The 26,932-nt window shown below is 62.6% G+C and carries 22 protein-coding genes; 9 read left to right on the top strand and 13 right to left on the bottom strand.

Annotated elements, in window-relative coordinates:
- Positions 1-29: 29 nt before the first annotated feature.
- Entirely contained in the window at positions 30-1,223 is a 1,194-nt protein-coding gene (locus DV532_RS19890; RefSeq protein ID WP_082477023.1) for a hypothetical protein, read from the bottom strand.
- 203 nt (positions 1,224-1,426) lie between these two features.
- Between DV532_RS19890 and lepA the strand changes: the two genes are divergently transcribed.
- The 6 genes from lepA to pdxJ all read left to right on the top strand — a co-directional run bounded on the left by lepA (position 1,427) and on the right by pdxJ (position 7,426).
- Positions 1,427-3,226: a translation elongation factor 4 gene (gene lepA / locus DV532_RS19880; protein ID WP_056802048.1), complete on the top strand. Its 1,800-nt coding sequence runs from the start codon at positions 1,427-1,429 to the stop codon at positions 3,224-3,226.
- 5 nt (positions 3,227-3,231) lie between these two features.
- Entirely contained in the window at positions 3,232-4,086 is an 855-nt protein-coding gene (gene lepB / locus DV532_RS19875) for a signal peptidase I (RefSeq protein WP_056802051.1), read from the top strand.
- A 163-nt stretch (positions 4,087-4,249) separates the two neighbouring features.
- Positions 4,250-4,939, top strand: coding sequence for a ribonuclease III (gene rnc / locus DV532_RS19870; protein WP_051098276.1), 690 nt, complete (start codon positions 4,250-4,252; stop codon positions 4,937-4,939).
- Complete coding sequence (gene era, locus DV532_RS19865) at positions 4,932-5,834, top strand: GTPase Era (protein WP_003252061.1); 903 nt, start codon at positions 4,932-4,934, stop codon at positions 5,832-5,834. The genes rnc and era overlap by 8 nt, the downstream gene beginning before the upstream one ends.
- Positions 5,835-5,958: 124 nt before the next feature.
- Positions 5,959-6,642: a DNA repair protein RecO gene (recO, locus tag DV532_RS19860; protein WP_056802053.1), complete on the top strand. Its 684-nt coding sequence runs from the start codon at positions 5,959-5,961 to the stop codon at positions 6,640-6,642.
- 61 nt (positions 6,643-6,703) lie between these two features.
- A complete protein-coding gene (gene pdxJ, locus DV532_RS19855) occupies positions 6,704-7,426 on the top strand; it encodes a pyridoxine 5'-phosphate synthase (protein WP_372340006.1) in 723 nt (240 codons plus the stop codon).
- Between the two features lie 104 nt (positions 7,427-7,530).
- On the opposite strand, the gene DV532_RS19850 is transcribed toward pdxJ, so the two are convergent.
- Positions 7,531-8,913 carry a heavy metal sensor histidine kinase gene (locus tag DV532_RS19850; RefSeq protein WP_056802058.1) on the bottom strand — a complete coding sequence of 461 codons (1,383 nt, stop codon included), beginning with the start codon at positions 8,911-8,913 and terminating at the stop codon, positions 7,531-7,533.
- The gene (locus tag DV532_RS19845; RefSeq protein WP_056802060.1) at positions 8,910-9,584 is read right to left on the bottom strand and encodes a heavy metal response regulator transcription factor; all 675 of its coding nucleotides are present in this window, start codon (positions 9,582-9,584) and stop codon (positions 8,910-8,912) included. The genes DV532_RS19850 and DV532_RS19845 overlap by 4 nt, the downstream gene beginning before the upstream one ends.
- A 336-nt stretch (positions 9,585-9,920) precedes the next feature.
- Here DV532_RS19845 and DV532_RS19840 point away from each other — a divergent pair, with 336 nt between their 5' ends.
- On the top strand, positions 9,921-10,124 hold the full coding sequence (locus tag DV532_RS19840; protein ID WP_056802062.1) for a hypothetical protein: 204 nt from the start codon (positions 9,921-9,923) through the stop codon (positions 10,122-10,124).
- Positions 10,125-10,193: 69 nt separating this feature from the next.
- On the opposite strand, the gene cmoB is transcribed toward DV532_RS19840, so the two are convergent.
- From cmoB to DV532_RS19805, 7 genes are all read right to left on the bottom strand, one after another.
- Positions 10,194-11,150 (bottom strand): tRNA 5-methoxyuridine(34)/uridine 5-oxyacetic acid(34) synthase CmoB, encoded by a 957-nt coding sequence (gene cmoB, locus DV532_RS19835; protein WP_056802064.1) that lies wholly within the window; start codon positions 11,148-11,150, stop codon positions 10,194-10,196.
- Positions 11,147-11,890 (bottom strand): carboxy-S-adenosyl-L-methionine synthase CmoA, encoded by a 744-nt coding sequence (gene cmoA, locus DV532_RS19830; protein WP_056802066.1) that lies wholly within the window; start codon positions 11,888-11,890, stop codon positions 11,147-11,149. The genes cmoB and cmoA overlap by 4 nt, the downstream gene beginning before the upstream one ends.
- A gap of 89 nt (positions 11,891-11,979) precedes the next feature.
- Positions 11,980-12,372: a protease inhibitor I42 family protein gene (locus DV532_RS19825; RefSeq protein WP_056802068.1), complete on the bottom strand. Its 393-nt coding sequence runs from the start codon at positions 12,370-12,372 to the stop codon at positions 11,980-11,982.
- Positions 12,373-12,501: 129 nt separating this feature from the next.
- On the bottom strand, positions 12,502-14,922 hold the full coding sequence (lon, locus tag DV532_RS19820) for an endopeptidase La (RefSeq protein ID WP_056802070.1): 2,421 nt from the start codon (positions 14,920-14,922) through the stop codon (positions 12,502-12,504).
- A 133-nt stretch (positions 14,923-15,055) separates the two neighbouring features.
- Positions 15,056-17,467 carry a glucose/quinate/shikimate family membrane-bound PQQ-dependent dehydrogenase gene (locus DV532_RS19815; RefSeq protein ID WP_056802072.1) on the bottom strand — a complete coding sequence of 804 codons (2,412 nt, stop codon included), beginning with the start codon at positions 17,465-17,467 and terminating at the stop codon, positions 15,056-15,058.
- A gap of 31 nt (positions 17,468-17,498) precedes the next feature.
- Positions 17,499-18,833 carry a carbohydrate porin gene (locus tag DV532_RS19810; RefSeq protein WP_056802074.1) on the bottom strand — a complete coding sequence of 445 codons (1,335 nt, stop codon included), beginning with the start codon at positions 18,831-18,833 and terminating at the stop codon, positions 17,499-17,501.
- Between the two features lie 217 nt (positions 18,834-19,050).
- Positions 19,051-21,099 (bottom strand): TonB-dependent receptor, encoded by a 2,049-nt coding sequence (locus DV532_RS19805; protein ID WP_056802076.1) that lies wholly within the window; start codon positions 21,097-21,099, stop codon positions 19,051-19,053.
- Between the two features lie 163 nt (positions 21,100-21,262).
- On the opposite strand from DV532_RS19805, the gene DV532_RS19800 reads away from it, so the two are divergent.
- Entirely contained in the window at positions 21,263-21,484 is a 222-nt protein-coding gene (locus DV532_RS19800; protein WP_003252112.1) for a VF530 family DNA-binding protein, read from the top strand.
- A 1-nt stretch (position 21,485) separates the two neighbouring features.
- On the top strand, positions 21,486-22,121 hold the full coding sequence (locus DV532_RS19795) for a Pr6Pr family membrane protein (RefSeq protein ID WP_056802079.1): 636 nt from the start codon (positions 21,486-21,488) through the stop codon (positions 22,119-22,121).
- Positions 22,122-22,223: 102 nt separating this feature from the next.
- Here DV532_RS19795 and DV532_RS19785 read toward each other — a convergent pair whose 3' ends face one another.
- The 3 genes from DV532_RS19785 to DV532_RS19775 all read right to left on the bottom strand — a co-directional run bounded on the left by DV532_RS19785 (position 22,224) and on the right by DV532_RS19775 (position 26,762).
- On the bottom strand, positions 22,224-22,985 hold the full coding sequence (locus DV532_RS19785) for a siderophore-interacting protein (protein WP_056802081.1): 762 nt from the start codon (positions 22,983-22,985) through the stop codon (positions 22,224-22,226).
- On the bottom strand, positions 22,978-23,523 hold the full coding sequence (locus tag DV532_RS19780; RefSeq protein ID WP_056802083.1) for a PadR family transcriptional regulator: 546 nt from the start codon (positions 23,521-23,523) through the stop codon (positions 22,978-22,980). Before DV532_RS19780 ends, DV532_RS19785 begins: the two co-directional genes overlap by 8 nt.
- Positions 23,524-23,612: 89 nt before the next feature.
- Entirely contained in the window at positions 23,613-26,762 is a 3,150-nt protein-coding gene (locus DV532_RS19775) for a transglycosylase domain-containing protein (RefSeq protein ID WP_056802084.1), read from the bottom strand.
- Between the last annotated feature and the right edge of the window lie 170 nt (positions 26,763-26,932).

Here is a 26,932-nt window from a genome sequence, read left to right as displayed (position 1 = left end):
AGCATCGGGCTTTGTTCATTCGGGGGTATTCAGTTGAATATGGACATCAACGTGCCGATATATCCCACAACGGCGCCGGAATTGAAGCCGATCACTGTGCGCCCCCCATCGTCTAAGCAAGTCATGGCATCGATAATGCCGATCAGGTCATTGCTGGGTTGAAAGCCCGCATCAGGGCGGCCATCCGCAAGATAGCGGCGGTATTCCAGGATTCTGCCCACGCCGAACGCAAACAGCCGACGCTGCTCATCGACGGTCACTGCACGCCAGGCGGTCATGCCTGAGTCGTCCAAAACGGGCTCGCCACCATTGAATGTCGGATCTTTCGTGCCACTGGCGTCAAACTGCCACAGCAATGCTTGCGGTACGCCTTCCCCAGATGTTGCATTACCGGCTATCAGTAGCTGCCCTTCTGGCCTGCGTAGCAGCGTGCTGACCTCTGTAGCGAAGCCCTCAGCCCGGAAAAACACCGTGCCGCCGTCACCGAAGGAGGTATCCAGTGCGCCATCATGACGGTAGCGGGCGATAAAACCTTCTGCGGCCTGGGCTTGCTGCGAGCGGGTTCCGCCGACCACAAATCCATCCGGTAACTGAACGATGTTGGCGACATCGATCTGACCTGTACCCGGCAGAATATCGATGAATTCGGGAAGCCCTGGTATTGGCTGAGCGGAGTGTTCCAGCAGGTATACCCTGGCCATTGCCGACGGTGCGCCTTGAGTCCTGTGGAGGTTGAGAGAGACCATCAGGTATGGGCCGTTGCTGGCAAGGCGGCCGCTGCCAATCACGATGCCCGTATCGGCTGGCACAGGCAGCACTTGTGTTTGTGTTGCACCGCCATCTTGGTCGTACCAGGTGAGCCTTGGCTTGGCCAGGAAGTTCGAGTTGTTCGCACTCCACCCCAGCATCGCGAAGCGTTGGTCAGCAAGGACGGTCAGCGCTTCAGTCGAGGCTTGTTCGTCAGTGACGTAACGGCCAACGATGACGCCATCTTGTGCAAAGGTCTTGTCTACTGAGCCGTTGCCGATAAAGCGGGTCAGGGCAAAATGACGCCCTTGTTTTTCGTCAAAGGCGAGCGCGCTGACAAGTATTTTATTGCCTTGGCGCATAATGCCAGTCAGGTTTCGTCCAGCGAATGGGGCGGTGAAGGTAGGGAGTTCGGCCCTGCCAAACTCTCCAAATGTGGGGTCGTAGCCCCCGGGAATCACGTGATGTTCGGGCATGCTTGTCACCTCGGTCGAGATGTTTGCAAGAATGGGTGATTCCCTGGGCGGCGAGTACTGGCAGAAATATCAGGTCGCGCTTATGTCAGACAGTCGGGCTCACCCGTGGCTCGATGGCGTGGCGGCAAGCTCTGGCTTGAGGTACAATTCCCGGCTATTTTTCGGCGGGCGTCCGGCTCGCAGCCTTTTCCGAGTGTTGACCCGTGAGTGATTTGAGTCATATCCGCAATTTCTCCATCATCGCCCACATCGACCATGGCAAGTCGACGCTGGCCGACCGTTTCATCCAGATGTGCGGTGGCCTTTCTGCGCGCGAAATGGAAGCCCAGGTGCTCGATTCCATGGACCTGGAGCGTGAGCGCGGTATCACCATCAAGGCCCACAGCGTCACGCTTCACTACAAGGCGCAGGACGGCAAGACCTACCAGCTGAACTTCATCGATACCCCCGGTCACGTTGACTTCACCTATGAAGTCTCGCGGTCGTTGGCGGCCTGTGAAGGTGCGTTGCTGGTCGTCGACGCCGGACAAGGCGTGGAAGCCCAGTCCGTCGCCAACTGCTACACCGCCATCGAGCAGGGCCTGGAGGTCATGCCGGTGTTGAACAAAATGGACCTGCCTCAAGCCGACCCGGATCGCGTCAAGGACGAGATCGAGAAGATCATCGGCATCGACGCCACCGACGCCGTGGCGTGCAGCGCCAAAAGCGGCATGGGCGTGGACGAAGTGCTCGAACGCTTGGTGCAGACCATCCCGGCGCCGGAAGGCGAAATCGATGCGCCGCTGCAGGCGTTGATCATCGACTCGTGGTTTGACAACTACCTGGGCGTGGTCTCGTTGGTTCGTGTGCGTCAGGGCCGTGTCAAGAAAGGCGACAAGATCCTGGTCAAGTCCACCGGCAAGGTGCATCTGGTCGACAGCGTCGGTGTCTTCACCCCTAAGCACACCCAGACCGCTGATCTGAAAGCCGGTGAAGTAGGCTTCATCATCGCCAGCATCAAGGACATTCACGGTGCCCCGGTGGGTGACACCCTGACCCTGTCCTCCACCCCGGAAGTCGAAGTGCTGGCAGGTTTCAAGAAAATCCAGCCGCAGGTCTACGCTGGGCTGTTCCCGGTCAGCTCCGACGACTTCGAGGATTTCCGCGATGCCCTGCAGAAGCTGACCCTGAACGATTCGTCGCTGCAATACATGCCGGAAAGCTCCGACGCACTGGGCTTCGGCTTCCGTTGCGGCTTCCTCGGCATGCTGCACATGGAAATCATCCAGGAGCGCCTGGAGCGCGAATACGACCTGGACCTGATCACCACGGCGCCTAGCGTAATCTACGAGCTCGAGCTCAAGACCGGTGAAACCATCATCGTCGACAACCCGTCGAAGCTGCCTGATGTGTCTGCGGTCACCGACTTCCGCGAGCCGATCGTCACAGCGACCATCCTGGTGCCGCAGGAGCACCTGGGCAACGTCATCACCCTGTGCATCGAGAAACGGGGTGTGCAGCGCGATATGCAGTTCCTCGGCAGCCAGGTGCAGGTGCGCTATGACATGCCGATGAACGAAGTCGTGCTCGACTTCTTCGATCGCCTGAAATCGACCAGCCGCGGCTATGCTTCGCTGGACTATCATTTCGATCGTTACCAGTCGGCCAACCTGGTCAAGCTGGACGTACTGATCAACGGCGACAAGGTTGATGCCCTGGCATTGATCGTGCACCGCGACAACGCGGCCTATAAAGGCCGCGCGTTGACCGAGAAGATGAAGGAGCTGATCCCTCGGCAGATGTTCGACGTGGCGATCCAGGCAGCTATCGGCGGCCAGATCATCGCGCGTACAACCGTCAAGGCGCTCAGAAAGAACGTACTGGCCAAGTGCTACGGTGGTGACGTCAGCCGTAAGAAGAAACTGCTGGAGAAGCAGAAGGCCGGTAAGAAACGCATGAAACAGGTAGGTAACGTGGAGATTCCACAGGAAGCCTTCCTCGCCGTGCTCAGGTTGGATAGCTAGGTCCTATGTCGCTAAATTTCCCGCTGTTGCTAGTCATCGCCGTGTTTGTCTGCGGCCTGCTGGGCTTGATCGACCTGCTGTTCCTGGCCCCGCGCCGGCGTGCGGCAATCGCTAATTACCAGGGCAGCGTCAGCCAGCCCGAGATGGCGGTGGTCGAGCGCCTGAACAAGGAGCCGTTGCTGGTCGAGTACGGCAAGTCGTTCTTCCCGGTACTGTTTATCGTGCTGGTGCTGCGTTCGTTCCTGGTCGAGCCGTTCCAGATCCCGTCGGGGTCGATGAAGCCGACGCTGGAAGTGGGCGACTTCATCCTGGTGAACAAGTTCTCGTACGGCATTCGCCTGCCGGTGATCGACAAGAAGGTCATCGAAGTGGGTGACCCGCAACGCGGTGATGTGATGGTGTTCCGCTATCCGAGCGACCCGAACGTCAACTACATCAAGCGTGTGGTCGGCCTGCCGGGCGACCAGATCCGCTATACCAACGACAAGCGGCTGTTCGTCAACGGCCAGCCGATTGCCGAACAACTGGTGGGCAGCGAACCGGGCACCCTGGGCAGCGCCGAGCTGTACAAGGAAAAGCTCGGCGAGGCCGAACACCTGATTCGCAAGGAAATGAGCCGTTACCGCATGCCCCCGGACCAGCAGTGGACCGTACCGGCAGGCCATTACTTCATGATGGGCGACAACCGCGACAACTCCAACGACAGCCGTTACTGGGATGACCCGAACATTCCCAAGGAACTGCACGGCATGGTTCCGGACCGGAACATCGTCGGCAAGGCCTTTGCGGTATGGATGAGCTGGCCAGAGCCCAAGCTCAGCCACCTGCCCAACCTGTCGCGGGTCGGTCTGATCCATTGATACCCATCGGCGCTGTCCAGCAGACAGCGCCGAATGCATTTCTGACATAGGCTGTGTTCTCAGGGATCGAGAGATTCGCCGCACATCGCGCGACGAACCACAGCCAAACAGTCTTTCAGGATGTTGATTTGAACAACGCGTTGAATAACCAACGGGTGGCCGCATGAGTGCTTCCCTTGCCCGTCTGGAGCGAAAGCTCGGTTACACCTTCAAGAACCAGGACCAGATGCTCCTGGCATTGACCCATCGTAGCTACGCCGGGCGCAATAACGAGCGCCTGGAGTTCCTCGGTGATGCCATTCTCAACTTCGTCGCCGGCGAGGCGCTGTTCGAGCGCTTCCCGCAGGCCCGCGAAGGCCAGCTGTCGCGCTTGCGCGCACGCCTGGTCAAGGGCGAGACCCTGGCCCGCCTGGCGCGTGGTTTCGACCTGGGTGATTACCTGCGCCTGGGGTCGGGCGAACTCAAGAGCGGCGGTTTTCGCCGTGAGTCGATCCTGGCCGACGCCCTCGAGGCACTGATTGGTGCCATCTACCTGGACGCCGACATGGAAACGGCCAGAGAACGCGTGCTGGCCTGGCTGGCCGACGAGTTCGAAGGCCTGACCCTGGTCGATACCAACAAAGATCCGAAAACCCGCCTGCAAGAGTTCCTGCAGTCGCGCAGCTGCGAGCTGCCGCGTTATGAGGTGGTGGATATCCAGGGTGAACCGCACTGCCGGACCTTCTTCGTCGAATGCGAAGTGGTGCTGCTGAACAACAAGAGCCGTGGTCAGGGCGTTAGCCGGCGTATTGCCGAGCAAGTCGCCGCCGCGTCTGCACTGATCGCCCTGGGCGTGGAGAATGGCAATGACTGATAGCAACCCGACCCGCTGCGGCTACGTAGCCATTGTCGGCCGCCCAAACGTGGGCAAGTCGACCCTGCTCAACCACATCCTCGGCCAAAAGCTGGCGATCACCTCGCGCAAGCCGCAGACCACCCGCCATAACATGCTCGGTATCAAGACCGAGGGTGATGTGCAGGCGATCTACGTCGATACCCCCGGTATGCACAAGGCCAACGACAAGGCCCTGAACCGTTACATGAACCGTAACGCATCGGCGGCCCTGAAGGACGTCGACGTGGTGATCTTCGTGGTCGACCGTACCAAGTGGACCGACGAGGACCAATTGGTGCTCGAGCGTGTGCAGTACGTGACCGGCCCGCTGATCATTGCGGTCAACAAGACCGACCGCATGGAAGAAAAGGCCGAGCTGATTCCACACCTGCAGTGGCTGCAGGAGCAGCTGCCGAACGCCGAGGTAATGCCGATTTCTGCACAGCAGGGGCACAACCTCGAAGCTTTGGAAGCTCAAATCGCCAAGCACCTGCCGGAAAACGATCACTTCTTCCCGGAAGACCAGATCACCGACCGTAGCAGCCGTTTCCTGGCCGCCGAGCTGGTGCGCGAAAAGATCATGCGTCAGTTGGGTGCCGAGCTGCCGTACCAGATCACCGTGGAAATCGAAGAGTTCAAGCAACAAGGGCATGTGCTGCACATCCACGCGCTGATCCTGGTCGAGCGTGACGGCCAGAAGAAGATCATCATTGGCGACAAGGGCGAGCGCATCAAGCGCATTGGCTCTGAAGCGCGCAAGGACATGGAAGTGCTGTTCGATTCCAAGGTCATGCTCAACCTCTGGGTCAAGGTCAAGGGCGGCTGGTCCGACGACGAGCGCGCCCTGCGCTCGCTGGGCTACGGCGACCTGTAAATCTGCCTGTCGGCTCAGGTTACTCTGTGGGAGCGGGTTTACCTGCGAATGCGTCAGTGGGTCCACCACCGTATTCGCCGGTGAACCCGCTCCCACAGTTGTTTGGGGCTACTAGAGATCGTTTATGGACCAACCTGTCGGCCAGCCAGCCTACGTGCTGCACAGCCGTGCCTACAAGGAAACCAGCGCGCTGGTGGACTTCTTCACCCCGCAGGGCCGCATGCGTGCTGTGTTGCGCCGTGCGCGTGGCAAAGGGGGCAGCCTGGTGCGGCCGTTCGTACCGCTGGAGTTGGAGCTGCGCGGGCGTGGTGAGCTGAAGAACGTTGGTCGCATGGACAGCGCCGGCATCGCGGCCTGGCTACACGGCGATGCCCTGTTCAGTGGGCTGTACCTCAACGAGCTGCTCATGCGCCTGTTGCCCGCCGAAGCGCCGTTCCCGGCCCTGTTCGAGCATTACACCCTGACCTTGCAGGCCCTGGCGGGCGGGCGCCCGTTGGAGCCGTTGCTGCGCTCGTTCGAGTGGCGGCTGCTGGACGAGCTCGGTTACGCATTTTCGTTGAAGCATGACGTCAATGACCTGCCGATAGCAGCCGAAGGCCTGTACCGCTTGCGGGTGGACGCCGGCCTGGAGCGGGTTGAGCTGGCGCAGCCCGGCCTGTTCCGCGGCACCGAACTGCAGGCTCTGGCCGAAGCCGACTGGGATAGCCCCGGGGCTTTGCTCGCTGCCAAGCGCCTGATGCGCCAGGCACTGGCGGTTCACCTGGGGGCAAAACCATTGGTCAGCCGGGAACTGTTTCGCAAGCGCTGATCACGACGTATGCTGTGGGGCTCAATCTTCAGGAGAGCCTTTCGTGACTCACAGCAACCGCATGCTTCTCGGCGTAAACATCGACCACGTGGCGACCCTGCGCCAAGCCCGGGGCACGCGTTACCCTGATCCGGTCAAGGCTGCCCTGGATGCCGAGGAAGCGGGCGCCGATGGCATCACCGTGCACCTGCGCGAAGACCGTCGGCACATCCAGGAGCGTGACGTGGTGCTGCTCAAGGATGTACTGCAGACCCGCATGAACTTCGAGATGGGCGTTACCGAGGAGATGATGGCCTTTGCCGAGAGGATCCGCCCGGCGCACATTTGCCTGGTACCTGAAACCCGTCAGGAACTGACCACCGAAGGCGGCCTGGACGTGGCAGGCCAGGAGGCGCGGATCAAAGCGGCAGTGGAGCGCCTGGCGCGCACCGGTGCGGAGGTTTCGCTGTTCATCGATGCCGATGAGCGGCAGATTGAGGCTTCGCGCCGGGTTGGCGCGCCGGCTATCGAGCTGCACACCGGGCGTTACGCCGATGCCGAAACCCCGACCGAGGTGGCCGAGGAGCTCAAGCGTATCGTCGATGGCGTGGCCTTTGGCGTGGGCCAGGGGCTAATCGTCAATGCCGGGCATGGCCTGCATTACCACAACGTCGAGGCCGTGGCGGCGATCAAGGGCATCAATGAGCTGAACATCGGCCATGCGCTGGTGGCGCATGCTTTGTTCGTTGGCTTCAAGGCCGCGGTGGCCGAAATGAAGGCGCTGATCGTGGCGGCTTCGCGCTGATCTAGCAGTCGTCTGTACTGGCCCTTTCGCGGGCAAGCTCGCGCCTATGGGTTACTCCCTGTAGGCGCGGGCTTGCCCGCGAAAGGGCCAGTACAGGCAGCCAATCATTCGGCAGGAAACACTAGGGTGAAGCAGGTAGGCCCCAAGGGATTGCTGCTCACTTCGACCCGGCCACCATGCAGCTGCATGATCGACTTCACGATTGACAGCCCCAACCCGGTGCCGCCCTCCAGCCGCGAGCGCCCCGAGCCCACCCGGTAAAATCGCTCGAACAGGCGTGATTGATGCTCCTCAGCAATACCTGGCCCCTGGTTTTCCACCGCTAGCCGAACTTCGCTACCCAAACGTTCGATGCGCAACTCCACCGGTTTGCCAGCGGGGCAGTGCCGAATGGCATTGCTCAACAGGTTCGACAACGCCCGTTGCAACATCAGCCGATCCGCCAATGCCGTCCCCCAGCCCTGGACACGCAGTTCAACATCTTTTAGCTCGGCACTGAAGGCGAACAGTTCGACAACCCGTGCCGCCTCGTCGGCCAATGCCATCGGCTTGAGCACCACTTGGGCCTGAGGCTGGCTGACCTGGGCGAGAAACAGCATGTCGTTGATGATACGGTTGAGTCGGGTCAGTTCTTCGATGCTGTCTTCCAGTACTTCCCGGTAGTTCGCGTTGTCGCGCTCACGGGCCAGGGTCACTTGCGCCTTGCCCATCAGGTTACTCAACGGGGTGCGCAGTTCATGAGCCAGGTCGTCGGAAAACTGCGACAGCTGGCTGACACCCTGATCAAGGCGGTCGAGCATCACGTTGATGCTGCTGGCCAGCGCTGCCAGTTCCAGCGGCAGGCCGGTTGTGGGCAGGCGATGTTGCAGGTCCTGGGCTGAGACCTGCCGGGCAATGCGCCGGAACTGCCGCAGCGGCTTCAGGCCGCGCTGCATCAGCCACCAGGCCCCTGCGCCAATCAGCAGCAGCAACAACGGTAACGCGAGCAAGGTGGAGTGCAGGTAAGCCTGCAGCAGGGCGTTGTCGTCAGCACGGTTGAGCGACATCATCACTTTGACCGGGGTGTTGTCCTGCAGGCGCATCAGCCGGGTTACGGTGAGAATCTGCTTGCCGCTGCTGTCGCGCCACGCGTGGAAGGCCAAGCGGCCAGCGGTGGGCAGCTCGCTCACTCGCGATTCCACGGCTGGCCCGAGGCTAAGCAGGTGCGGGTGGCGGCTGTCGATGGCCAGCACGCTGAGGCTGAGGTTGTCATGCCCCATTACCAGGTCGAGCAATGGATGGGCACGGCTGCCCAGGTCTTCGCTGCGCAGGTCGACGCGCAGGTTGTGCTCGACTTGAAGCATCTTGCGCGCCAAGTCCTTGCGGGCGCGGCTGTCCAGTTCGTGATCCAGGGCGAACACCGCCAGGCAGGCCAACAGCAGCACCAGTGCGGCGCCCATCAAAGTCACGCTCAGGCCTAGGCGGAGCGACAGGCTGGCGTTTTTCAAAAGCGCGCCTCGAGCACATAGCCAACGCCACGCAGGGTATGGATCAACTTGTTGTCGAACGGGTCGTCGATCTTCGCCCGCAGGCGCCGGATCGAGACCTCGACCACGTTGGTGTCACAGTCGAAGTTCATGTCCCACACCAGCGAGATGATCTGGGTGCGCGACAGCACCTCGCCGGCCTGGCGCATCAGCAGGTGCAACAGGGCGAATTCCTTGGCGGTCAGGTCGATACGCTGCCCGGCGCGGTAGGCGCGGTGGCGGCCGGGGTCGAGTTCCAGGTCGGCGACGCGCAAGGTGCTGGGCTGCAGCTGCTGGTCGTTGCGGCGCAGCAGGCTGCGGATGCGGGCCAGCAGTTCCGGGAACTCGAAGGGTTTGAGCAGGTAATCGTCGGCCCCCAGGTCCAGGCCCTTGACCCGGTCGGCCAGGCGGCCGTGGGCGGTGAGCATCATGATGCGCGTGGCCGATTCGGCGCGCAGCCGCTGCAGCACGGCCCAGCCATCGAGTTCGGGCAGGTTGACGTCGAGGATGACCAGGTCGTAAGGCTGCTGCCGGGCCAGGTGCAGGCCGTCGGTGCCGGTGTGGGCGCAGTCGACGACGTAGCCGTTCTCGCGCAGGCCCTGTTGCAGGTAGTCGGCGGTACGCAGTTCGTCCTCGATGATCAGTAGGCGCATGGCGGGCTCGGTGTAATGAAAGGGGGCGATTCTCGGCCCTGTAGTGGCATCAGGGTCAAGGGGCGGGAATGTTACGGCATGAGTAAGGGCATACGGCGCAGATAACGGATTTGTAATGCTGCTGTTATCGGGTTGTCTGTTCTGGCCCTTTCACGGGTAAACCCGCCCCTACAGGGAAATCAAAACCCCAGGGACGCTGTAGGTGCGGGCTTGCCAGCGAAGAGGCAGGCACAGAAACAGGGCCACATTGCAGGACTGTAATCCCCGCCTCACCTTGCCGTTAGCTAGCCCTCGCTAGGATGGCCCTATCTGATCGGTTATCACGAGGCAAACACGATGAACCTGACCCCATACCTGCTGTTGGCCACCCTTGCCCTGGGTAGCACCAATGTTTATGCCGAGGGCGGTGCGGAGCGCTCCAAGCAGTTCTGGCAGGCGTTTCGTGCAGACCAGCAGCGCCTGCACGACGACAAGCAGCAGGCCGTTGCCGAACGCGAGCGCAAAACGCAGGAGAAGGCCCGCGAGCTGGCCAAGGACTGAGCTAACAGCACCTGCGGTGCGACAGCTCCACGCCGCAGGTGTATTCAGGCGCCCAAGTGGGCGCCTTTTTTATTTGCGCGCCAGCAGGGTGGCGCGGCGTGGGGCCGGGAGGCCTTCGATGGTTTTGCTGTGGTCGTTCGGATCGAGGAAGTCGCCCAGTGACTGGTAGCGCATCCACTCGGTGCTGCGTTGTTCCTCGACGCTGGTCACACTGACATCGACGCAACGCACGTCGCTGAAGCCGGCACGGCGCAGCCAGCGCGCCAGAGCCGGTACCGACGGCAGGTACCAAACGTTGCGCATCTGCGCATAGCGGTCCTCAGGTACCAGCACCTGGTTTTCGTCGCCCTCGATCACCAGGGTTTCCAGCACCAGCTCGCCGCCTTTGACCAGGCAGTCCTTGAGCGCTAGCAGGTGTTCGATGGGCGAGCGACGGTGGTAGAACACGCCCATGGAGAACACCGTGTCGAAGCCTTCCAGGTTGGCCGGCAGGTCTTCCAGGGCAAACGGCAGGTGCCAGGCGGGTAGCTCGGGCAAGTATTGCTGCACGGCCTGGAACTGGCAGAAGAACAGCCAGTTGGGGTCGACGCCAATCACCATGTCGGCCCCGGCCCCGAGCATACGCCACTGGTAGTAACCGTTGCCGCAGCCCACATCGAGCACGCGCTTGCCCTTGAGGTCCAGGTGCGGGCCAACCCGCGACCACTTCCAATCTGAATGCCATTCGGTGTCCACATGCACACCGAACAGGTCGAACGGCCCTTTGCGCCAGGGCGACAGGCCCATCAAGGCCTGGCGCATCTGGGCGCGGGTTGCATCATCGCAATCGCAATCCAGGCGCAGCCCGTTGACCAGGTCGATTTCGCTCGGCTGCAGGGCGGGCAACGCATCCAGTGCACCACGCCAGCGGTCGAGATCACCGTGGCCCTTCTCCAGCTTGGCATCCAGTTGGGCTTGCAGGCCTTGCGACCAGGAAGCCAAGGGCGTGCCCGCCAGGCGGCGGACGAGGGGGGACAGATCGATCATGGCAGGGCTATCAACGAGGCAAAGTTAAGGCATTGGAACCACGGCAGCACTTTCGAGAAGCCGGCAGCGCGCAGGCGCTCCTTGTGGGCTTCGAGGGTGTCGGGCCGCATCACGTTTTCGATGGCGCTGCGCTTCTGGGCAATTTCCAGTTCGCTGTAGCCATTGGCACGCTTGAAGTCCAGGTGCAGTTCATTGAGCAGGTCCTGCTCTTCGTCATCGGCGAAGCGCAGTTTTTCCGAAAGGATCAGCGCGCCGCCGGGCAGCAGCGCCTGGCGGATGCGGCCGAGCAGCTCCAGGCGCTGGTCGGGGGCGATGAACTGCAGGGTGAAGTTCATCGCCACTACCGAGGCGGGCTGGAAGGGCAGGGCCAGGATATCGGCTTCCAGCACTTGCACCGGTAGCAACTCCTGAAACATCGAGTCTTGGGCGGTGAGGTACTGGCGGCAGCGTTCGACCATGGCTGCAGAGTTGTCCACGGCAATCACCCGGCAGCCGTCACTGCGCACATGGCGGCGCAGTGACTGGGTGACGGCGCCCAGGGATGCCCCTAGGTCGTACAGTGCGGTATTGGGCTGGGCGAAGCGGGCCGCGAGCACGCCGAGGTTTTCGACGATGGTCGGGTACCCGGGCACCGAGCGCTTGATCATGTCCGGGAACACACGCACTACATCCTCGTTGAAGACGAAGTCGGGCACCTGCTCCAGGGGCTGGGCGAAGAGGCGGTCGGGTTGTTTGCTCACGGCGAATCCAGGCAACTGGTGATAGGCAGGGGGCGCATTCTAGCCAAACCGCAGCCCGGATGCATGATTGACTGACCGGCGCTGTGCGTTCAATTGACCCGAATGGCGCAATCGAAGGTCTGCACCGGGGGGACTTCCGGGGCCCAGGGTTGCTGGTAGACCAGTACCAAGTGGCCTTCGCCTGTGGCGCGGGCCTGGTAGCGCCAGGTCGAGATGCCAGCGTTGCCAACGATACCGGCGTCTTCAGGTGCGCTGTAGACCTCGGGGCCGAGGCTTTGCAGCACGTTGGTTGCCGGGTTCTGCACCAGCCAGCGATAGCCGGTGGAGGGGTTGCTGGGCAGGGTCAGGGTGAGGCCCTGGCCAACTTGCAGGTGTGTGGGGCATTCGCTTTCGGCATCCAGTTCGACAGGTTGCGTCGGCTGTTGGGCGCAGGCGGAAAGCAGGGCGAAGCTCAGGGGAACGAGCAGACGAGGGGCGGTCATGTTGGCTCCGAAGGCGGGCGATTGCCTGAGGATAACCGATGATCGAGGGGTTTTGTGTTGCCAGTGCCGGCCTCTTCGCGGGCAAGCCCGCTCCTACAGATATTGGATGGGCGAAGAGGCCGGACCAGGTCAGAACAAGACTTTCGCCACGTCGGCAAAGCGCTTGGCGAAGTGCACGGTCAGGCCTTCACGCAGGTAGTCCGGCAGTTCTTCGTAATCCCCACGGTTAGGCTCTGGCAAGATCAGCTCGAAAATCTTCTGCCGCCGCGCCGCAATCACCTTCTCGCGCACACCGCCAATCGGCAGCACTTGCCCGGTCAGGGTCAGCTCGCCGGTCATGGCCACGCCTTTCTTCGGCGCCTGGTCACGGGCCAGCGACAGCAGCGCGCTGGCCATGGTGATGCCGGCACTCGGGCCGTCCTTGGGCGTGGCGCCTTCGGGCACGTGCAGGTGAATGAACGCTTCGTTGAAGAACCCTGGGTCACCGCCAAACTGCTTGAGGTTGGAGCTGACGTAGCTGTAGGCGATTTCGGCCGATTCCTTCATCACATCACCCAGCTTGCCGGTCAGCTTGAAGCCGCGGTTAAGGGTGTGGATGCGGGTGGCTTCGATCGGGAGCGTGGCGCCGCCCATGCTGGTCCAGGCCAGGCCGGTGATCACGCCTTTGCCAGCCAGCACCTGCTCGCTGCGGAACACCGGCATGCCCAAGGCGGCCTCCAGGTCCTTGTTGGCGATCTTCAGCTTGGCGTCGGGGTTTTCCAGCAACTTGACCACGGCCTTACGCACCAGCTTGCCCAGTTGCTTCTCCAGCTGGCGTACGCCGGCCTCGCGGGCATAGCCTTCGATCACCGTGCGCAGGGCGCTATCGCTGATGCTGAGGCTGGTCTTGGCCACGCCGGCTTTTTCCAGTTGCTTGGGCCACAGGTGGCGCTTGGCGATGGCCAGTTTTTCTTCGGTGATATAGCCCGACAGGCGGATCACTTCCATGCGGTCGAGCAATGGCCCAGGGATGGAATCGAGGGTGTTGGCGGTGCACACGAACAGCACTTTGGACAGGTCCAGGCGCAAGTCCAGGTAGTGGTCGAGGAAGTCGACGTTCTGCTCCGGGTCGAGGGTTTCCAGTAACGCTGAAGCCGGGTCGCCCTGGTAGCTTTGGCCCATCTTGTCGATCTCGTCGAGCATGATCACCGGGTTCATCACTTCGACGTCTTTCAGGGCCTGCACCAGTTTGCCGGGCTGGGCGCCGATGTAGGTGCGGCGGTGGCCCTTGATCTCGGCTTCGTCACGCATGCCGCCGACGCTGAAGCGGTAGAACGGCCGGCCGAGCGATTCGGCGATGGACTTGCCGATGCTGGTTTTGCCGACCCCAGGCGGGCCCACCAAGAGCACGATCGAACCGCTGATCTCACCTTTCCAGGCGCCGACGGCGAGGAATTCGAGGATGCGCTCCTTGATGTCGTCGAGGCCGGCGTGGTGCCGGTCGAGCACTTTGCGCGCATGCTTGAGGTCGAGCTTGTCCTTGCCATAAATGCCCCAGGGCAGGGCGGTTGCCCAGTCCAGGTAGTTGCGCGTGACGGCGTATTCGGGCGAGCCGGTTTCGAGGATGGCCAGCTTGCCCATTTCTTCATCGATGCGCTTGCGGGCCTGGTCTGGCAGGGTCTTGCCTTCGAGGCGCTGCTCGAACTGCTCGAGGTCGGCGCTGCGGTCGTCTTTGGTCAGGCCCAGCTCCTGCTGGATGACCTTGAGCTGTTCCTTGAGGAAGAATTCGCGCTGGTGCTCGCCGATCTGTCGGTTGACCTCGGCCGAGATCTCGTTCTGCAGGCGCGCCACTTCGACCTCTTTGCGCAGCATCGGCAGGACCTTTTCCATGCGCTTGAGCATGGGTACGCAGTCGAGCACTTCCTGCAACTGGCTGCCAGTGGCCGAAGTGAGGGCGGCAGCGAAGTCGGTGAGTGGCGAGGGGTCGTTGGGGCTGAAGCGGTTGAGGTAGTTCTTCAGCTCTTCGCTGTACAGCGGGTTGAGCGGTAACAGCTCCTTGATCGCATTGATCAGCGCCATGCCATAGGCTTTGACCTCGTCGGTCGGCTCGGCAGGCTGGCGCGGGTATTCGACCTCGACCAGGTACGGTGGGCGGTGGTGCTTGAGCCAGGTGCGGATGCGTACCCGGCTCAGGCCTTGGGCAACGAACTGCAGCTTGCCGTTTTCGCGGCTGGCATGGTGCACCTTGACCAGCGTGCCGTACTGCGGCAAGGACGCGGTATCGAAGTGGCGGTGGTCTTCTGGCGGGGTGTCCATGTAGAACAGCGCCAGGCTGTGGTCGGGAGACTTGGCCACCAGGTCGAGGGTTTCTGCCCAAGGTTCTTCATTGACGATGACCGGCAGTACCTGGGCCGGGAAGAACGGGCGGTTGTGAATCGGGATTACGTAGACCTTGTCCGGCAGCTGTTGGCCGGGCAGGGCAAGGGCGTGGCCGGCTTCGGCCTGGGGGGGGGTGTGTTCGACTTCGCTGTGTTCGTCAGGGAGTTCAGGGAAATCCTGCTGGTCGCTCATGGGGCACCTGCGTGAATGACTATGGTGCTTAGATGGGGCGGGGGGGGAAGGGTTTCAAGCTACAAGTTTCAAGCTGCAAGCCGCAACAGAAAGCGGGATCCTTCAGGTCCCGCTTTCTCTTGCAGCGTGCAGCTTACTCAGCCAATTTGTAAGCGATGATGTAATCGCCCATCTTGGTACCCAGCGAGCCATGCCCGCCGGCGGTTACCAGCACGTACTGCTTGCCATCCTTGCCGGTGTAGCTCATCGGCGTGGCCTGGCCTCCCGCTGGCAGGCGGGCTTTCCACAGTTCCTTGCCGTTGTTCACGTCATAGGCGCGCAGGTACTGGTCCAGGGTGCCGCTGAGGAAGCCGACGCCACCGGCGGTGACGATCGAGCCGCCCATGCTTGGCACACCTACCGGCATGCCGATCGGCACTGGCGTGCTGTCGCGGGTGGTGCCGTTCTTGTGCTTCCACACCACCTTGTTGGTGAACAGGTCGATGGCGGCGACATAGCCCCAAGCCGGGGCCTGGCAGGGTACGCCCAGTGGCGACATGAATGGGTGCATGGTCACCGCGTACGGCGCGCCGGTGTTCGGCTGCACGCCGCTGGTCTCGCTTTCGCGCTTGCTGCCTTCGGCTACCTGCTCACGCGGGATCATTTTCGACACGAAGGCCATGTAGTTAGGCGAAGTGAACAGCAGCTGGCGCACTGGGTCCACTGACACGCTGCCCCAGTTGAACACACCGACGTTGCCTGGGTAGATCAGCGAGCCCTGCTCGGACGGCGGGGTGTACTGGCCTTCGTAGCGCAGTTCGCGGAACTGGATGCGGCACAGCATCTGGTCGAACGGCGTGGCGCCCCACATGGCCTGTTCGGTCAGCTCAGGGCCGAGCAGGTTGAGGTCAGAGCGGGCTTGGGTCGGCGAGGTGTGGTCGCCCTTCACCGCGCCTTGTGGGGTCGGGATCTCGCGGATTGGCACGATCGGCGTACCGTCGCGGCGGTCGAGCACGTACAGGCTGCCTTGCTTGGTCGGTACGATGATCGCCGGTTTCACACCGTCGTTGGTCTTCAGGTGAACCAGGGTCGGCTGGCTGCCGACGTCCATGTCCCACAGGTCGTGGTGGGTGAACTGGTAGTTCCAGCGGGCCTTGCCGGTGGCCAGGTCCAGGGCGACCACGCCGGCGCTGTACTTCTCGGCGCCTGGGGTTCGGTTGGCGCCCCACTGGTCCGGGGTCTGGTTGCCCAGCGGCAGGTAGATCATGCCAAGGTCTTCGTCGACACTGGCGATCGACCACATGTTGGCCGAGTTGCGGCTGTACATCTTGCCGGGGGCCAACGGTTTGGTGTCGTCTGGGTTGTTGCTGTCCCAGTTCCACACCAGGTGGCCGTCGTGCACGTCATAGGCGCGGATTACGCCGGACGGCTCGTTGGTCGATTCGTTGTCGGTGACGTGGCCACCGATGATCACCAGGTCACGGGTAACCGCGGCCGGTGAGGTGGAGTAGTAGCCGCCAGCGGTGAACGGGCCGATGCCGGTGGTGAGGTCGATCACGCCCTGGTTGGCGAAGCCTTCGCAGACCTTGCCGTTGTCGGCGTTGATGGCGATTAGGCGGGCGTCCGCAGTCGGCAGGTAGAGGCGTCGCGGGCAGGCCTGGGCCACGGCCTGGCCGGCGTCGGTAATTTTCGGCGCCGGGCTGCCGTCGCGGCTGACGTAGCGGTTTTCGTCATAGTAAGAAACGCCGCGGCAGGTCATGTGGGCAAAGCCCTTGAAAGTGCCGACCGGGCTCTTGACCTGTGGGTCGTAGCGCCAGATTTCCGCGCCGGTGTCCGGGTCGAGTGCCAGCACGCGGCTGTGCGCGGTGCAGGCATAGAGCATGCCGTTGACCTTCAGCGGGGTGTTCTGGTTGGTCAGCTCTACCGGGTCGTTTTCGGTCGGCAGGTCACCGGTGCGAATGCGCCAGGCCTCTTCCAGGCGGTAGGCGTTCTGCGGGGTGATCTGGCGCAGCGGTGAATAGCGGTCACCATGCTCGGTGCGGCCGTAGGCCTGCCATTCACCGTCTGGCATGGCGGGGGCGGCGCTGGCCATTTCGCTGCTTTCGCGGCCCAGTTCGCCGAACACTTCACCGGGGTGGGTGAACTGGCTACCCAAGGCGCAAGCACCCGAAGCGACCACGGCAACGCTGAGCAGTGCAGTGTTGGCTTTGTTGGCTGGGCCAATCAGCGGGCGGCGCGCCCAGGGCAGCAGCAACACCACACCAATGGCGAACCAGATGGCTAGGCGCGGTACCAGTTGCCACCAGTCCAGGCCCACTTCGAGCAGGGCCCACACGGTGCTGCCCAGCAATACCAGGCCGTACAGGCCCAGGGCAATGCGGCGTTGGGCCAGCAGCAGGATGCCCGACAAGGCAAAGCCGATACCGGCGATCAGGTAGTACAGCGATCCGCCCAGCTGGCTCAGCTTGATGCCGCCGGCCAGCAGGGCCAGGCCCATCAGCAACAGCAGCGCGCCGATCAGGCGCGGTAGCCAGCGGCTTCCATTGTTGGCACCTTCAGTGCTCATCGTAGGTTCTCCGTCAGGTCAAAAAAGGGGGTTAGAAACTGCTCTGGATCTTCAGGCCGCCGATCAGGGCGCCATCGACCTGCGACACCCCGCCCGGGTGGCGGATGTACTGCAGGTTGGGGCGTACCGTGAGCCAATCGGCCAAGTGGATGCCGTAGTACAGCTCGGCGCTGTACTCAGTGTCCTGCACCGGCAGGAAACCTGGGTTGTCATAATCGTCGAGGCCCGCAGCCTGATTGGCCAGCCGGGCGTTCTTGCGGTAGGCCGGGTTGACGTGCACACGGGCCAGGGCGAAACCGATGTCGTCCTTGGCGCGGGCGTCGAAGAGCCCTTTGTATACCAGTCCTGCCTGCACATAGTTGTCGATGGCATTGGTCTTCTTGTCGTGCACCGTGGCGTTGGCAAACAGGCTCAGGCCACGCGACTGGTCGGACGCCAGTGAAGTTACCTGCTGCTGGGCGCCGAGCCACAAGCCGTGCTTGCTCGAGCTGCTGCGGTAGGCGGCGCCGCTCAGGGCTGCCGGCTGGCCGTTGCTGTCCTTGAGAACATCCTGTGCCTTGGCATTACTGTAGTAGTAGCCGGCGCGATATTCCCCTTTCAGGCCTTGGATACGTGGGCTCCACACCAGTTCGACTGGCATTACCGCGCCCTGGGTGCCGCTGCCGCTGAGCTTGAAGCCGTTGCCCGATTCCAGGTTGGAAGGGTTCTGCTCGAATACGCCGACCTGGGCGTACAGCGCTGGGCTGAGGTTGTAGCGCACGCGCAGGGCCCACTGGCTGACCGGCCAGTTGTACCAGATGCCGCCCACCCAGTTGCCCACCTGTGAGCCGCAGAACGCCAGGTTCTGGAAGTCGCAAGGGAAGCTGTTGAAGTCTTCGCCTTCGCCGAAGCGGCCGAATTTCACGTCCAGGGCGCCGTCGAAGTACTTCTGCTTGATCCACATCTGGGTCAACCGCCAGGTTTCACCCCGGCCCCAGACCTCCTGAGCCGAGGTGAAGCCGCCGACCCGCGGGTCGTTGATGCGGTCGTTGCTGATGTTGTCGCCGTGGCGCTCGGTGATAGTCAGCTGCATTTCGGTGTCGTGCCAGCCGAGGATCTTTTCCAGGTCCAGGTGGCTGCCGAAGGTGAACTGGTCGCTGTAGCGCGCGGTACGGTCGTGGTCGTAGCCACCGTGCAAGTTGCTACCCATCTCGCCGGTGTAGCCGAGGGTGAAGTCGTAGCCTTTTTCCAGCAATTGGCTGCGGGTGCCACCCCAGTCGCCGAGCATCCACGGGGAGTCGCTGGCGAACATTTCGCTGGCGCCGGCGGGGGTCGCCAGGGCGCTGAGGGCAAGGCCGATGCAGCAGATTTTGGGCAGTTGGAACATGAGATAGCGCTATCTTTTGATTATTGAATAAACGGCAAGCGCATCGAAGGGTGGGCCCTTCAATGGATATGGCGACAGATGGGTTCGATGAAGCGATTCAGCTTGCGGCGGGAGGATATAGGGGAACTTGTAAGAAAAAAAGACAAAATGTCGCAGGGGATTGTTGTTCAACAGGTAACAATTGGCTGCAGAGGGGCGCAAAAGCGCCCCTGCAATGTCAGAAGGTGGTGCGCAGGCCCACTTCCACACTGCGCCCCGGTGCCGGCGCGATGTCCCGCAGGATCGAGCTGGCATAGCGCACGGTCTGGTCGTTCAGGTTCTCGCCGCGCACAAATGCCAGCCATTGGCTATGGCCAATGTCGAAGCGGTAGCCAACGCTCGCACCCAAGGTGGTGTAGCCCTCGGTGCTGGTTTCGTCGGCCGGCTTGCGATGCTGCGATGCAGCATGCTGCACATCGACCCGCGCTTGCCAGCGGTTCAGTTCCCAGACCAGGCCGCTGTTCAAGCGTAGCGGGGCGATGCGTGGCAGCGGCTGGCCATTGTCGAGGTTTTTCGCCCGGGTGTAGTCACCCGACAGCTCCAGGGCGAAGCTGCCGTAGTGGTTTTCCGCCAACTGCCAGCGGTCCTGGGCCTCGATGCCATAGAAGCGCGCCCGCACGCCCTGGTACTGGTATTCCGGGAAGCCATCGTGGTCATGATCGTGGTCATGGTCATCCTCGTCATGATCGTGCTCATGCCCGCCCTCGCGCAGGCTGCCGGTGCCGATCAGGCCGATGTAGTTACGGAAGTGGCTGTAGAACACCCCGACACTGCCTTTGTGGGTGCCATTGTCGAAGCGCAGCGCCAGGTCGGCGGAAATGGCCTTTTCCTTGTTCAGGCCGGCATCACCGACTTCAAAGGCACCAGTGGCCACGTGGGCGCCATTGGCGTACAGCTCGTAGAAGGTCGGGGCGCGCTCGGTGTAGCCGAGGTTGGCGGCCAGCGACCAGATTGGGTCGAGCTGGTACACCGCCCCCGAAGACAGGCTGAAGGCATTGAAGCTGCTGGCGCTGTCGGCGTCGACGAAGATTTCGTTGCCCTTGGCGTCCGGGTCGACGCGGGTGTGCTCCAGGCGTGCGCCCAGGCTCAGGTTCAGGCGCTCGGTGGCCTGCCACTGCTCCAGCATGAACAGCGCCAGGCTATCAGTGTTGGTGTGCGGAACGAAGGCTTCCTCACCCAAGGCGGAGAACTCGTTGCGACTGACCTGCGCGCCGATCACACCTTGTACCGGCCCGAGCGGTTGGTGGTGGGCTTCGATGCGCGCTTCATAGCCTTTGTTCTTGAAGGTGGTGTGGACTTCGCCCCCCTCGATTTCACGGTGTGCGTAGTCGGTGTAGCCGGCATCGACCTTGACCGAGCTGAACGGGCCGTCCAGGTCACGCAGTTCGGAGGCGAAGGCGTAGTGGTCCTGCTGCATGTCCAGGCGCACGCCAGGCTCGGCCACCGAGCCATAGTTGCTGTCGTAGCGGCTGTACGACAGGCCGGCGTAACCGCGGCCCCAATGGTAGGCGCCACCCACGGCGCCACCGTCCTGGCGGCCGTCGCTGTTTTCCAGGCGGTGTTTGCTGCCCGGTTCGTCAGCATCACGCACCTTGGAACTGCGGGCGTAGCCGGGGATGCGCAGGTCGTTGAACTGGCGGCTGTTGGCATCCAGGTGCAGGGCGAAGGCGCCGTTGCCGGCCTCCAACTTGCCCGCGCTGCTGCGGGTGGTGTCGGCGCCGCCATAGCGCAGTTCACCGGCACCTTGGAGGCCCTCGATGGGGGCGTCCGGGATGCGGTTGTCGAAGGTATTGACCACCCCGCCGATGGCGTTGCCGCCGTAGAGCAAGGCCGCCGGGCCGCGGACGATCTCGACGCGGTCGACGCTCACCGGGTCCAGCGGCACGGCGTGGTCATAGGACAGCGACGACGCATCCAGGGCGCCGACGCCATTGCGCAGGATGCGAATGCGGTCGCCATCCAGGCCTCGGATCACCGGGCGGCTAGCGCCAGGGCCGAACCAAGTGGAGGCGACGCCGGGCTGTTTGTTCAGGGTCTCCCCAAGGCTGCTGTGCTGCTGTTGCAGCAGGTTATCGCCTTCGAGCACGCTGCTGGGGGCGGCCAGTTGGCGGTTACCTAATGGGTTGGCGGTGATGACTTGGGGTTCGAGCTCCACGGCCTGGCTGGGCGAAGCAGCTAGCCAAAGTGCGACGGCAAGGGGCGAGAGGCGAAGCGGTGTGTACAGCATGGGGATGGGGCGTTCCTTGGCAGGTGCTTTGTAATGTTACAACATAACATAACTATTTCAGCACAGAGATTTTGCGCCTGGCCAGCGATTTTTCTGTCGTCTCGCCTGATCCCACCTACCACTACACTCGTGTAAGGTGCGCATCTTTCCTACGGAGCACAGCATGAGCACGGCCCAACACAACGCACTGCACGGCAAGACCCTCGAACAGATCCTCACCGAGCTGGTGGCGCACTACCAATGGCAGGGCCTGGCCGAGCGCATCGATGTGCGCTGCTTCAAGAGCAACCCCACCATCAAGTCGAGCCTGACCTTCCTGCGCAAAACGCCGTGGGCACGAGAAAAGGTCGAGCAGCTTTACGTGAAACTGCAGCGCCAGGCCTGATATGCCACGGCGCCCCTGGCTGACCGGCATGGCGGTGCTGGGCTGGTTCGGCTTGACCGTGCAGGTGTACTTGGTGCTGCTGGCGCGCTGGCAGGAACAGGCCAGCCTGATAGGCGGCCTGATCAATGTGTTCGGCTATTTCACCGTGTTGACCAATACCCTGGTGGCCACGGTGCTCAGCTATGCCGCGTTCGGGCGGGAGGGCCGCGCGAAGCGCTTTTTCCTGTCGCCTTCGGTGAGTTCGGCAGTGGCCGCCAGCATCGTCTTGGTGGCGCTGGCCTACAGCGTGTTGCTGCGCCACTTGTGGCAACCGCAAGGCTGGCAATGGCTGGCGGATGAGTTGCTGCACGATGTGATGCCAGCGCTGTATGCCTTGTACTGGTGGTGTCAGGTGCCCAAGGGCAGCTTGCGGCTGCGGCACCTGGCGTTGTGGGCGGTGTACCCGGCGGTGTACTTCGCCTATGCGCTGTGGCGGGGGCACGAGATTGGTGTGTATGCCTACCCATTCATCGATGTGACGAACCTGGGGTATGGGCAGGTGATGCTCAATGCCCTGGGCGTGCTGGCGGGTTTTTGGGGGATTGGGCTGGTGTTGCTGGGGCTGGATCGGTGGCGTCGGGTGCATAAGTTTGCTTAACCTGTGCCGGCCTCTTCGCGGGCAAGCCCGCTCCTACGGGGGCTGTGAATAGCCTGTAGGAGCGGGCTTGCCCGCGAAGAGGCCGGGACTGGAAACCACCATTTACTCGTCGTCCACAGCCCCGTCGGCACGCCAGTAGGCCGCAGCCTTCAGCGCATCCTCAGGCACCCCCTTCTCTAGCAACAGCGCCTTGGCCTGGCGGGTCAGGGCTTTTTCCAGGGCCACCCAGCCGTACACCCTGCCTTGTGGCAAGGTCAGGTTCTTCACCAGCGCCAGCAAGTCCTCCTGTTGGCGACGTACCCAGATGACCTCCACCTGGGCCTTGCTTGGCAGTGGCTGGCGCTCCTGCTCGTCCTCGATCTGGATCACCGCCAGCACCTGACGGCCTGCGGGCAACTCCTCTAGCCGCCGGCCAATCGCCGGAATGGCCGTTTCATCACCGATCAGCAGGTAGCTGTCGAAGATATCCGGTACCACCATCGACGCCCGAGGCCCGGCGATGTCCAGGGTTTGCCCCGGCGCGGCCTGGGCGGCCCAGGTGGAGGCAGGGCCGTCGCCGTGCAGCACGAAATCGATGTCCAGCTCGTTGGCCACCAGGTCGATGCGCCGTGGCGTGTACTCGCGCATGGTCGGCCGTGCGCCACCTTCCCGGCCCAGATTACGGGCCTCGATGGCCTGCTGTTGCTCTGGCGTTTCGGCGAACAGCAGCTTGATATGGTCGTCGCTGCCCACGCTGGTGAAGCCTTGCAGCTCGGCGCCACCAAGGGTGATGCGGCGCATGCGCGGTGTCAGCTCGGTGACCCGTAGCACCTGCAGGCGGCGCTGGCGGATCTCGTGGTTGACGCGGTGAATGGTGTCATTCATGGGGTGTCTCCCTGACAGGTTCGGCCGGCCCCGAGGCGATGGCCTTGGCAGCATGGTTGAGCAGGTCGCGGACCCGCTCGATTTCATCCGCTGTCCAACGGCCGCTGTGCATGTGCAGTGCGTGGCGCAGGTTGCCGACCGCTTCGTGAATTTCTGGCGGGCGGTCGTGGCCGCGCAGGGCGCGTTTGCTCACTTCGATGCGCATGCGCACACCGTCCAAGGCAACAGCTTGTTCGGCCAGAGCGGTGCGGCCGGCATCGGTGATGGCATAGAGACGTTTGCTGCCCTGCACCTGGCCGCTGATCAGCTCGGCTTCCTCAAGGAAGTTGAGCGTGGGGTAAATCACCCCGGGGCTTGGGCTGTAGCTGCCATCGAACAGGTTTTCGATCTGGCGAATCAGGTCGTAACCGTGACCGGGTTGTTCGGCGAGCAGGGCCAACATCAGCAGTTTGAGGTCGCCGGGGGCGAAGACGCGGGGGCCGCGCTCGCCACGGCCGGGGCGCCGCTCGAAGGGATCATGGGGGGTGTGTTCGCGCATGGGGGCAGGGCTCCGTCGTTTGCGATATATCGTAAGATATTACTCAAGATATATCTAAAGACAAGCCCTTAATTGCAGATGATTATCATCTAAAGGATCGATGCTTCCCCTTGTGGCGGAGCTGGGTGCGCTGCCACCCGCGGCGGTTTGCACTCATTCGGATTGCCCGGCTGCAGGTACGGCATGAGGATCGGTGCCATGCCTTTGAGTACCTGCACCGGCAGCGCCGAGGTGAATTTGAATGCCTCCGCCGAGCGCCCCGGTACGAATGCGGTCAGGGTGCCGAAGTGATTGTCGCCAAGGAAGAACACGAAGGTGGCGGTACGGTTCAGCGAGCGCGAACCGATCAGCCGGCCGCCGGCGCCGAAGCTTTCGATGCGGTTGTCACCGGTACCGGTCTTGCCGCCCATCACCAGTGGCGTGCCGTCCTGCAGCTTGAAACTGCCAGAAATACGCCGCGCGGTACCGGCATCCACCACCTGCGACATGGCGCCTTTGAGGGCGCGCGCCACTTCGACAGGCAGAATCCGCACGCCCCGATCCGGGTCGCTGACCAGCTTGGTTTCGTAAGGGGTGTTGGCCGCGAAGTGCAGAGTGTCTATACGCAAGGTCGGCAGGCGCACGCCGTCGTTCTGGATGATGCCGACCAGTTCGGAAAGGGCGGCAGGGCGGTCGCCCGAGCTGCCGATGGCGGTGGCCAGGGAGGGTACCAGGTGGTCGAATGGGTAGCCTACGCGCTTCCAGCGCTGGTGGATGTCGAGGAATGCCTCGATCTCGACCATGGTGCGGATGCGGCTGTCACGGGCGCCTTGGTGACGGCTCTTGAACAGCCAGCCGTACACCTCCTGGCGCTCGAAGCGGCTGGCGTTGACCATCTCGGTCAACGTCGAACCAGGGTTTTTCAGCAGGTAACCGAGCAGCCACAGGTCCAGCGGGTGGACCTTGGCGATGTAGCCCTGGTCGGGCAGGTCGTACTTACCCGGCCCATAGGCGTCGTACATCTCCGACAGGCGGCCGTCGGTCAGTTTGCCGAGGGTGATCTTGTCACCTTTCAGGTGGGCGCGGACGAAGGCGTTGAAGGTTTCCTGACCAGCCTCGGGGAACAGGTAGCGGTGCACCGCCGCCAGCCGTTGCGGGGTCACGCGCATGCTGTCGAGGAAGGTATCCAGGCGCTGTTGCGAGGTCTTGCGCTGGTACTTCTTCCAGAAGCGCATCAGGTAGTTGGTGCCTTCCTTGTCGGCGAAACGGGCCAGGTACTCCTGGCGACGCGGGTCGGAGTCGTCCTTGAGCAACGGCACGCGGTTATACGGCTGCTGGTAGGTGACATAGCGCACCAGGTCGCGCATCAGGCGGATGAACGGCAGGTTGATCGACTCGCGCAACGCATCCTTGAGGGTCGGGTTGCGGCTGTTGTCTTCCTTGCGGAAGTTGTTGAACACATGCATACCGCCGCCGGTGAAGAAGGCTTCGCCGGTGTTGGCCGAATACTTGCGTTCCAGCGCCGCGTCGAGCATGGCGTCCAGGCTCTGGTTCTTGCTGTTCTGCGCCAGCCATTCCAGTGACCATTGGGTAATACGGTCAAGTTCGGCGACTTCGACTTTCTTCAGCTCGGCGGCAGGCTTGCCGGCGTACTTGTCGTGCAACTCGGCGATGATCTCCAGGTAGGTAGTGAGTACCCGCAGCTTGGCGGTGGAGCCCAGCTCCAGCTTGCTGCCTTCGTTGATGTCGAAGGGCTGGTCCGTGCTGTCGGTCTGTACCCGTACCCGCGAGCCATCGGCGGTGCGCTCGAACAAGGTGAAGCTGTAGCTCACCTGATCGGTGGTCTTGGCCGTGAGCAGGCGCTCGCCAATCAAGCCCATCTGCGCGGCGAACTCGGGGTCGGCCAGGTTCTTCAGGTACTGGCTCACCTGCAGTTGCAGGTCGGCCTGCAGGGTACTGGTGGCCGACACATCGAGCCGGTCGAGGTCGTACAGTGGGCGATTGAGCATGGCTGCCAGGCGGTTGCGCGCCAGGCTGATGCCCTTGTTGGTGACGATTGGCACGATGGTCGGTTGCGCCACCCAGTCGCGGTACACCGCCTTGCTGGCCAGCGCAGCGTCGGCCAGCGGCTGCTCGATGACCTGGCTGGCAGCCAGTACGCGGATGTGCGAGTCGGTCAGTTCGGCCAGCTCGACCCGGCCCTTGGACAGGTAATGCGAAGGCCGGCGCTGGGCAATCATTAACGACAGCACCTGGCGCAGAGCCAGGCCGCGTGTGGCCAAGCTCTGGGGGTCGGTGGCGGTGGAGGTGAGGGCCTGGTTGACCTGGTCGAAGTCGGCGCCGTACCACACCCGTAAGCCTTCGGCCATACCATGCACTTCGCCATGCCCAGGCACTGCTGACAATGGCACGCTGTTGAGGTAATCACGCACGATGCGCTGACGCGCCTCGGTGGTGTCGGGGCCGCCCTGGTAGGCGCGCACACTGGCAGAAATCATCTGGCGGATCTTTTCGGCGCCAGATACGGTCAGGCCGTCCGGTGAGTGGCGGTACTTCTCCAGCTGCGTGGCCAGGGTGCTGCCGCCAGCGGACTGGCCGGGCAGGGCCAGGTACTTGGCCACCTGGCTGTAGGCCGCCTTGGCGAAGCGCGGCCAGTCCACGGCCGGGTTGTTGCGTGGGTCCTTGGTGTCGAGCAGGTCACGGTTTTCGATGAACAGCAGGCTGTTGACCATCACCGGTGGGATTGCTGCAAAGTCTGGGTACAGGTGTTGCGGGTAGTTGTACTGGTACAACATGTCGCCGCGGCAGTCGGTGATCGACAGGCCAGCCTGGATCTTCTCGATGTAGGGGGCGAACAGCCCATGCTCGACGTAGTTCATCAACGCCGGCGAGAACCTCACCTGCTCGCTGATCAGGTAATCGCGCTTGAGCAGGCGCGGCAGGAATTCGCCCAGGGCGCTGTAGCCCAGGCGTTTGTCGAACGGCCCATCACCGGGGTAAAGGATGGCGTCGCTGGGGCCTGGCTGCAGCGAATAGGTGAGGGTGGTCGCCAGTTTGCTGAATTCCCGCGACTGCAGGTTGGAGGTGCGGAATTCGTCGTACGCGGCGAAGCCGATGGCCACCAGCGCCACCAGCAGGATGAGAATGATCAGCCGCCACCACAGCCGACGCTGACGGGGGGGCTGGGGCTGTGGCGTCTCGGCCGGAGGTATCTGGGGTGCTTCCGTTCTGCTTGGTTCCGATTGCCACAGTGCGCCCATAGTCTTCTATCCGGCCAGGTATTTTCGTCTTGCTTGTCTGAAGCTTAGACGTTGAGCGGGTTAGGTGAAAAGTTTGTAGGAAGTGGGGGAAGTGGCGTAGGGGCTATGCGGCTTTGGTGTGGGTTTCTTCATGCGGTGATATTGCTATGGTGCCGGGGCGATCTTAGGGC

This window comes from Pseudomonas sp. Leaf58 (assembly GCF_003627215.1).
In the GTDB taxonomy this organism is placed as follows: Bacteria; Pseudomonadota; Gammaproteobacteria; order Pseudomonadales; family Pseudomonadaceae; genus Aquipseudomonas.
This window is presented reverse-complemented; position numbering and strand designations above follow the sequence as displayed.

Bases quoted from the DNA above. Each gene is read 5' to 3' on its own strand.
- DV532_RS19890 (WP_082477023.1), bottom strand. From the start codon at position 1,223: ATGCCCGAACATCACGTGATTCCCGGGGGCTACGACCCCACATTTGGA.
- lepB (WP_056802051.1), top strand. From the start codon at position 3,232: ATGTCGCTAAATTTCCCGCTGTTGCTAGTCATCGCCGTGTTTGTCTGC.
- rnc (WP_051098276.1), top strand. From the start codon at position 4,250: ATGAGTGCTTCCCTTGCCCGTCTGGAGCGAAAGCTCGGTTACACCTTC.
- era (WP_003252061.1), top strand. From the start codon at position 4,932: ATGACTGATAGCAACCCGACCCGCTGCGGCTACGTAGCCATTGTCGGC.
- recO (WP_056802053.1), top strand. From the start codon at position 5,959: ATGGACCAACCTGTCGGCCAGCCAGCCTACGTGCTGCACAGCCGTGCC.
- pdxJ (WP_372340006.1), top strand. From the start codon at position 6,704: ATGCTTCTCGGCGTAAACATCGACCACGTGGCGACCCTGCGCCAAGCC.
- DV532_RS19845 (WP_056802060.1), bottom strand. From the start codon at position 9,584: ATGCGCCTACTGATCATCGAGGACGAACTGCGTACCGCCGACTACCTG.
- DV532_RS19840 (WP_056802062.1), top strand. From the start codon at position 9,921: ATGAACCTGACCCCATACCTGCTGTTGGCCACCCTTGCCCTGGGTAGC.
- cmoB (WP_056802064.1), bottom strand. From the start codon at position 11,150: ATGATCGATCTGTCCCCCCTCGTCCGCCGCCTGGCGGGCACGCCCTTG.
- DV532_RS19825 (WP_056802068.1), bottom strand. From the start codon at position 12,372: ATGACCGCCCCTCGTCTGCTCGTTCCCCTGAGCTTCGCCCTGCTTTCC.
- lon (WP_056802070.1), bottom strand. From the start codon at position 14,922: ATGAGCGACCAGCAGGATTTCCCTGAACTCCCTGACGAACACAGCGAA.
- DV532_RS19815 (WP_056802072.1), bottom strand. From the start codon at position 17,467: ATGAGCACTGAAGGTGCCAACAATGGAAGCCGCTGGCTACCGCGCCTG.
- DV532_RS19810 (WP_056802074.1), bottom strand. From the start codon at position 18,833: ATGTTCCAACTGCCCAAAATCTGCTGCATCGGCCTTGCCCTCAGCGCC.
- DV532_RS19805 (WP_056802076.1), bottom strand. From the start codon at position 21,099: ATGCTGTACACACCGCTTCGCCTCTCGCCCCTTGCCGTCGCACTTTGG.
- DV532_RS19800 (WP_003252112.1), top strand. From the start codon at position 21,263: ATGAGCACGGCCCAACACAACGCACTGCACGGCAAGACCCTCGAACAG.
- DV532_RS19795 (WP_056802079.1), top strand. From the start codon at position 21,486: ATGCCACGGCGCCCCTGGCTGACCGGCATGGCGGTGCTGGGCTGGTTC.
- DV532_RS19785 (WP_056802081.1), bottom strand. From the start codon at position 22,985: ATGAATGACACCATTCACCGCGTCAACCACGAGATCCGCCAGCGCCGC.
- DV532_RS19780 (WP_056802083.1), bottom strand. From the start codon at position 23,523: ATGCGCGAACACACCCCCCATGATCCCTTCGAGCGGCGCCCCGGCCGT.
- DV532_RS19775 (WP_056802084.1), bottom strand. From the start codon at position 26,762: ATGGGCGCACTGTGGCAATCGGAACCAAGCAGAACGGAAGCACCCCAG.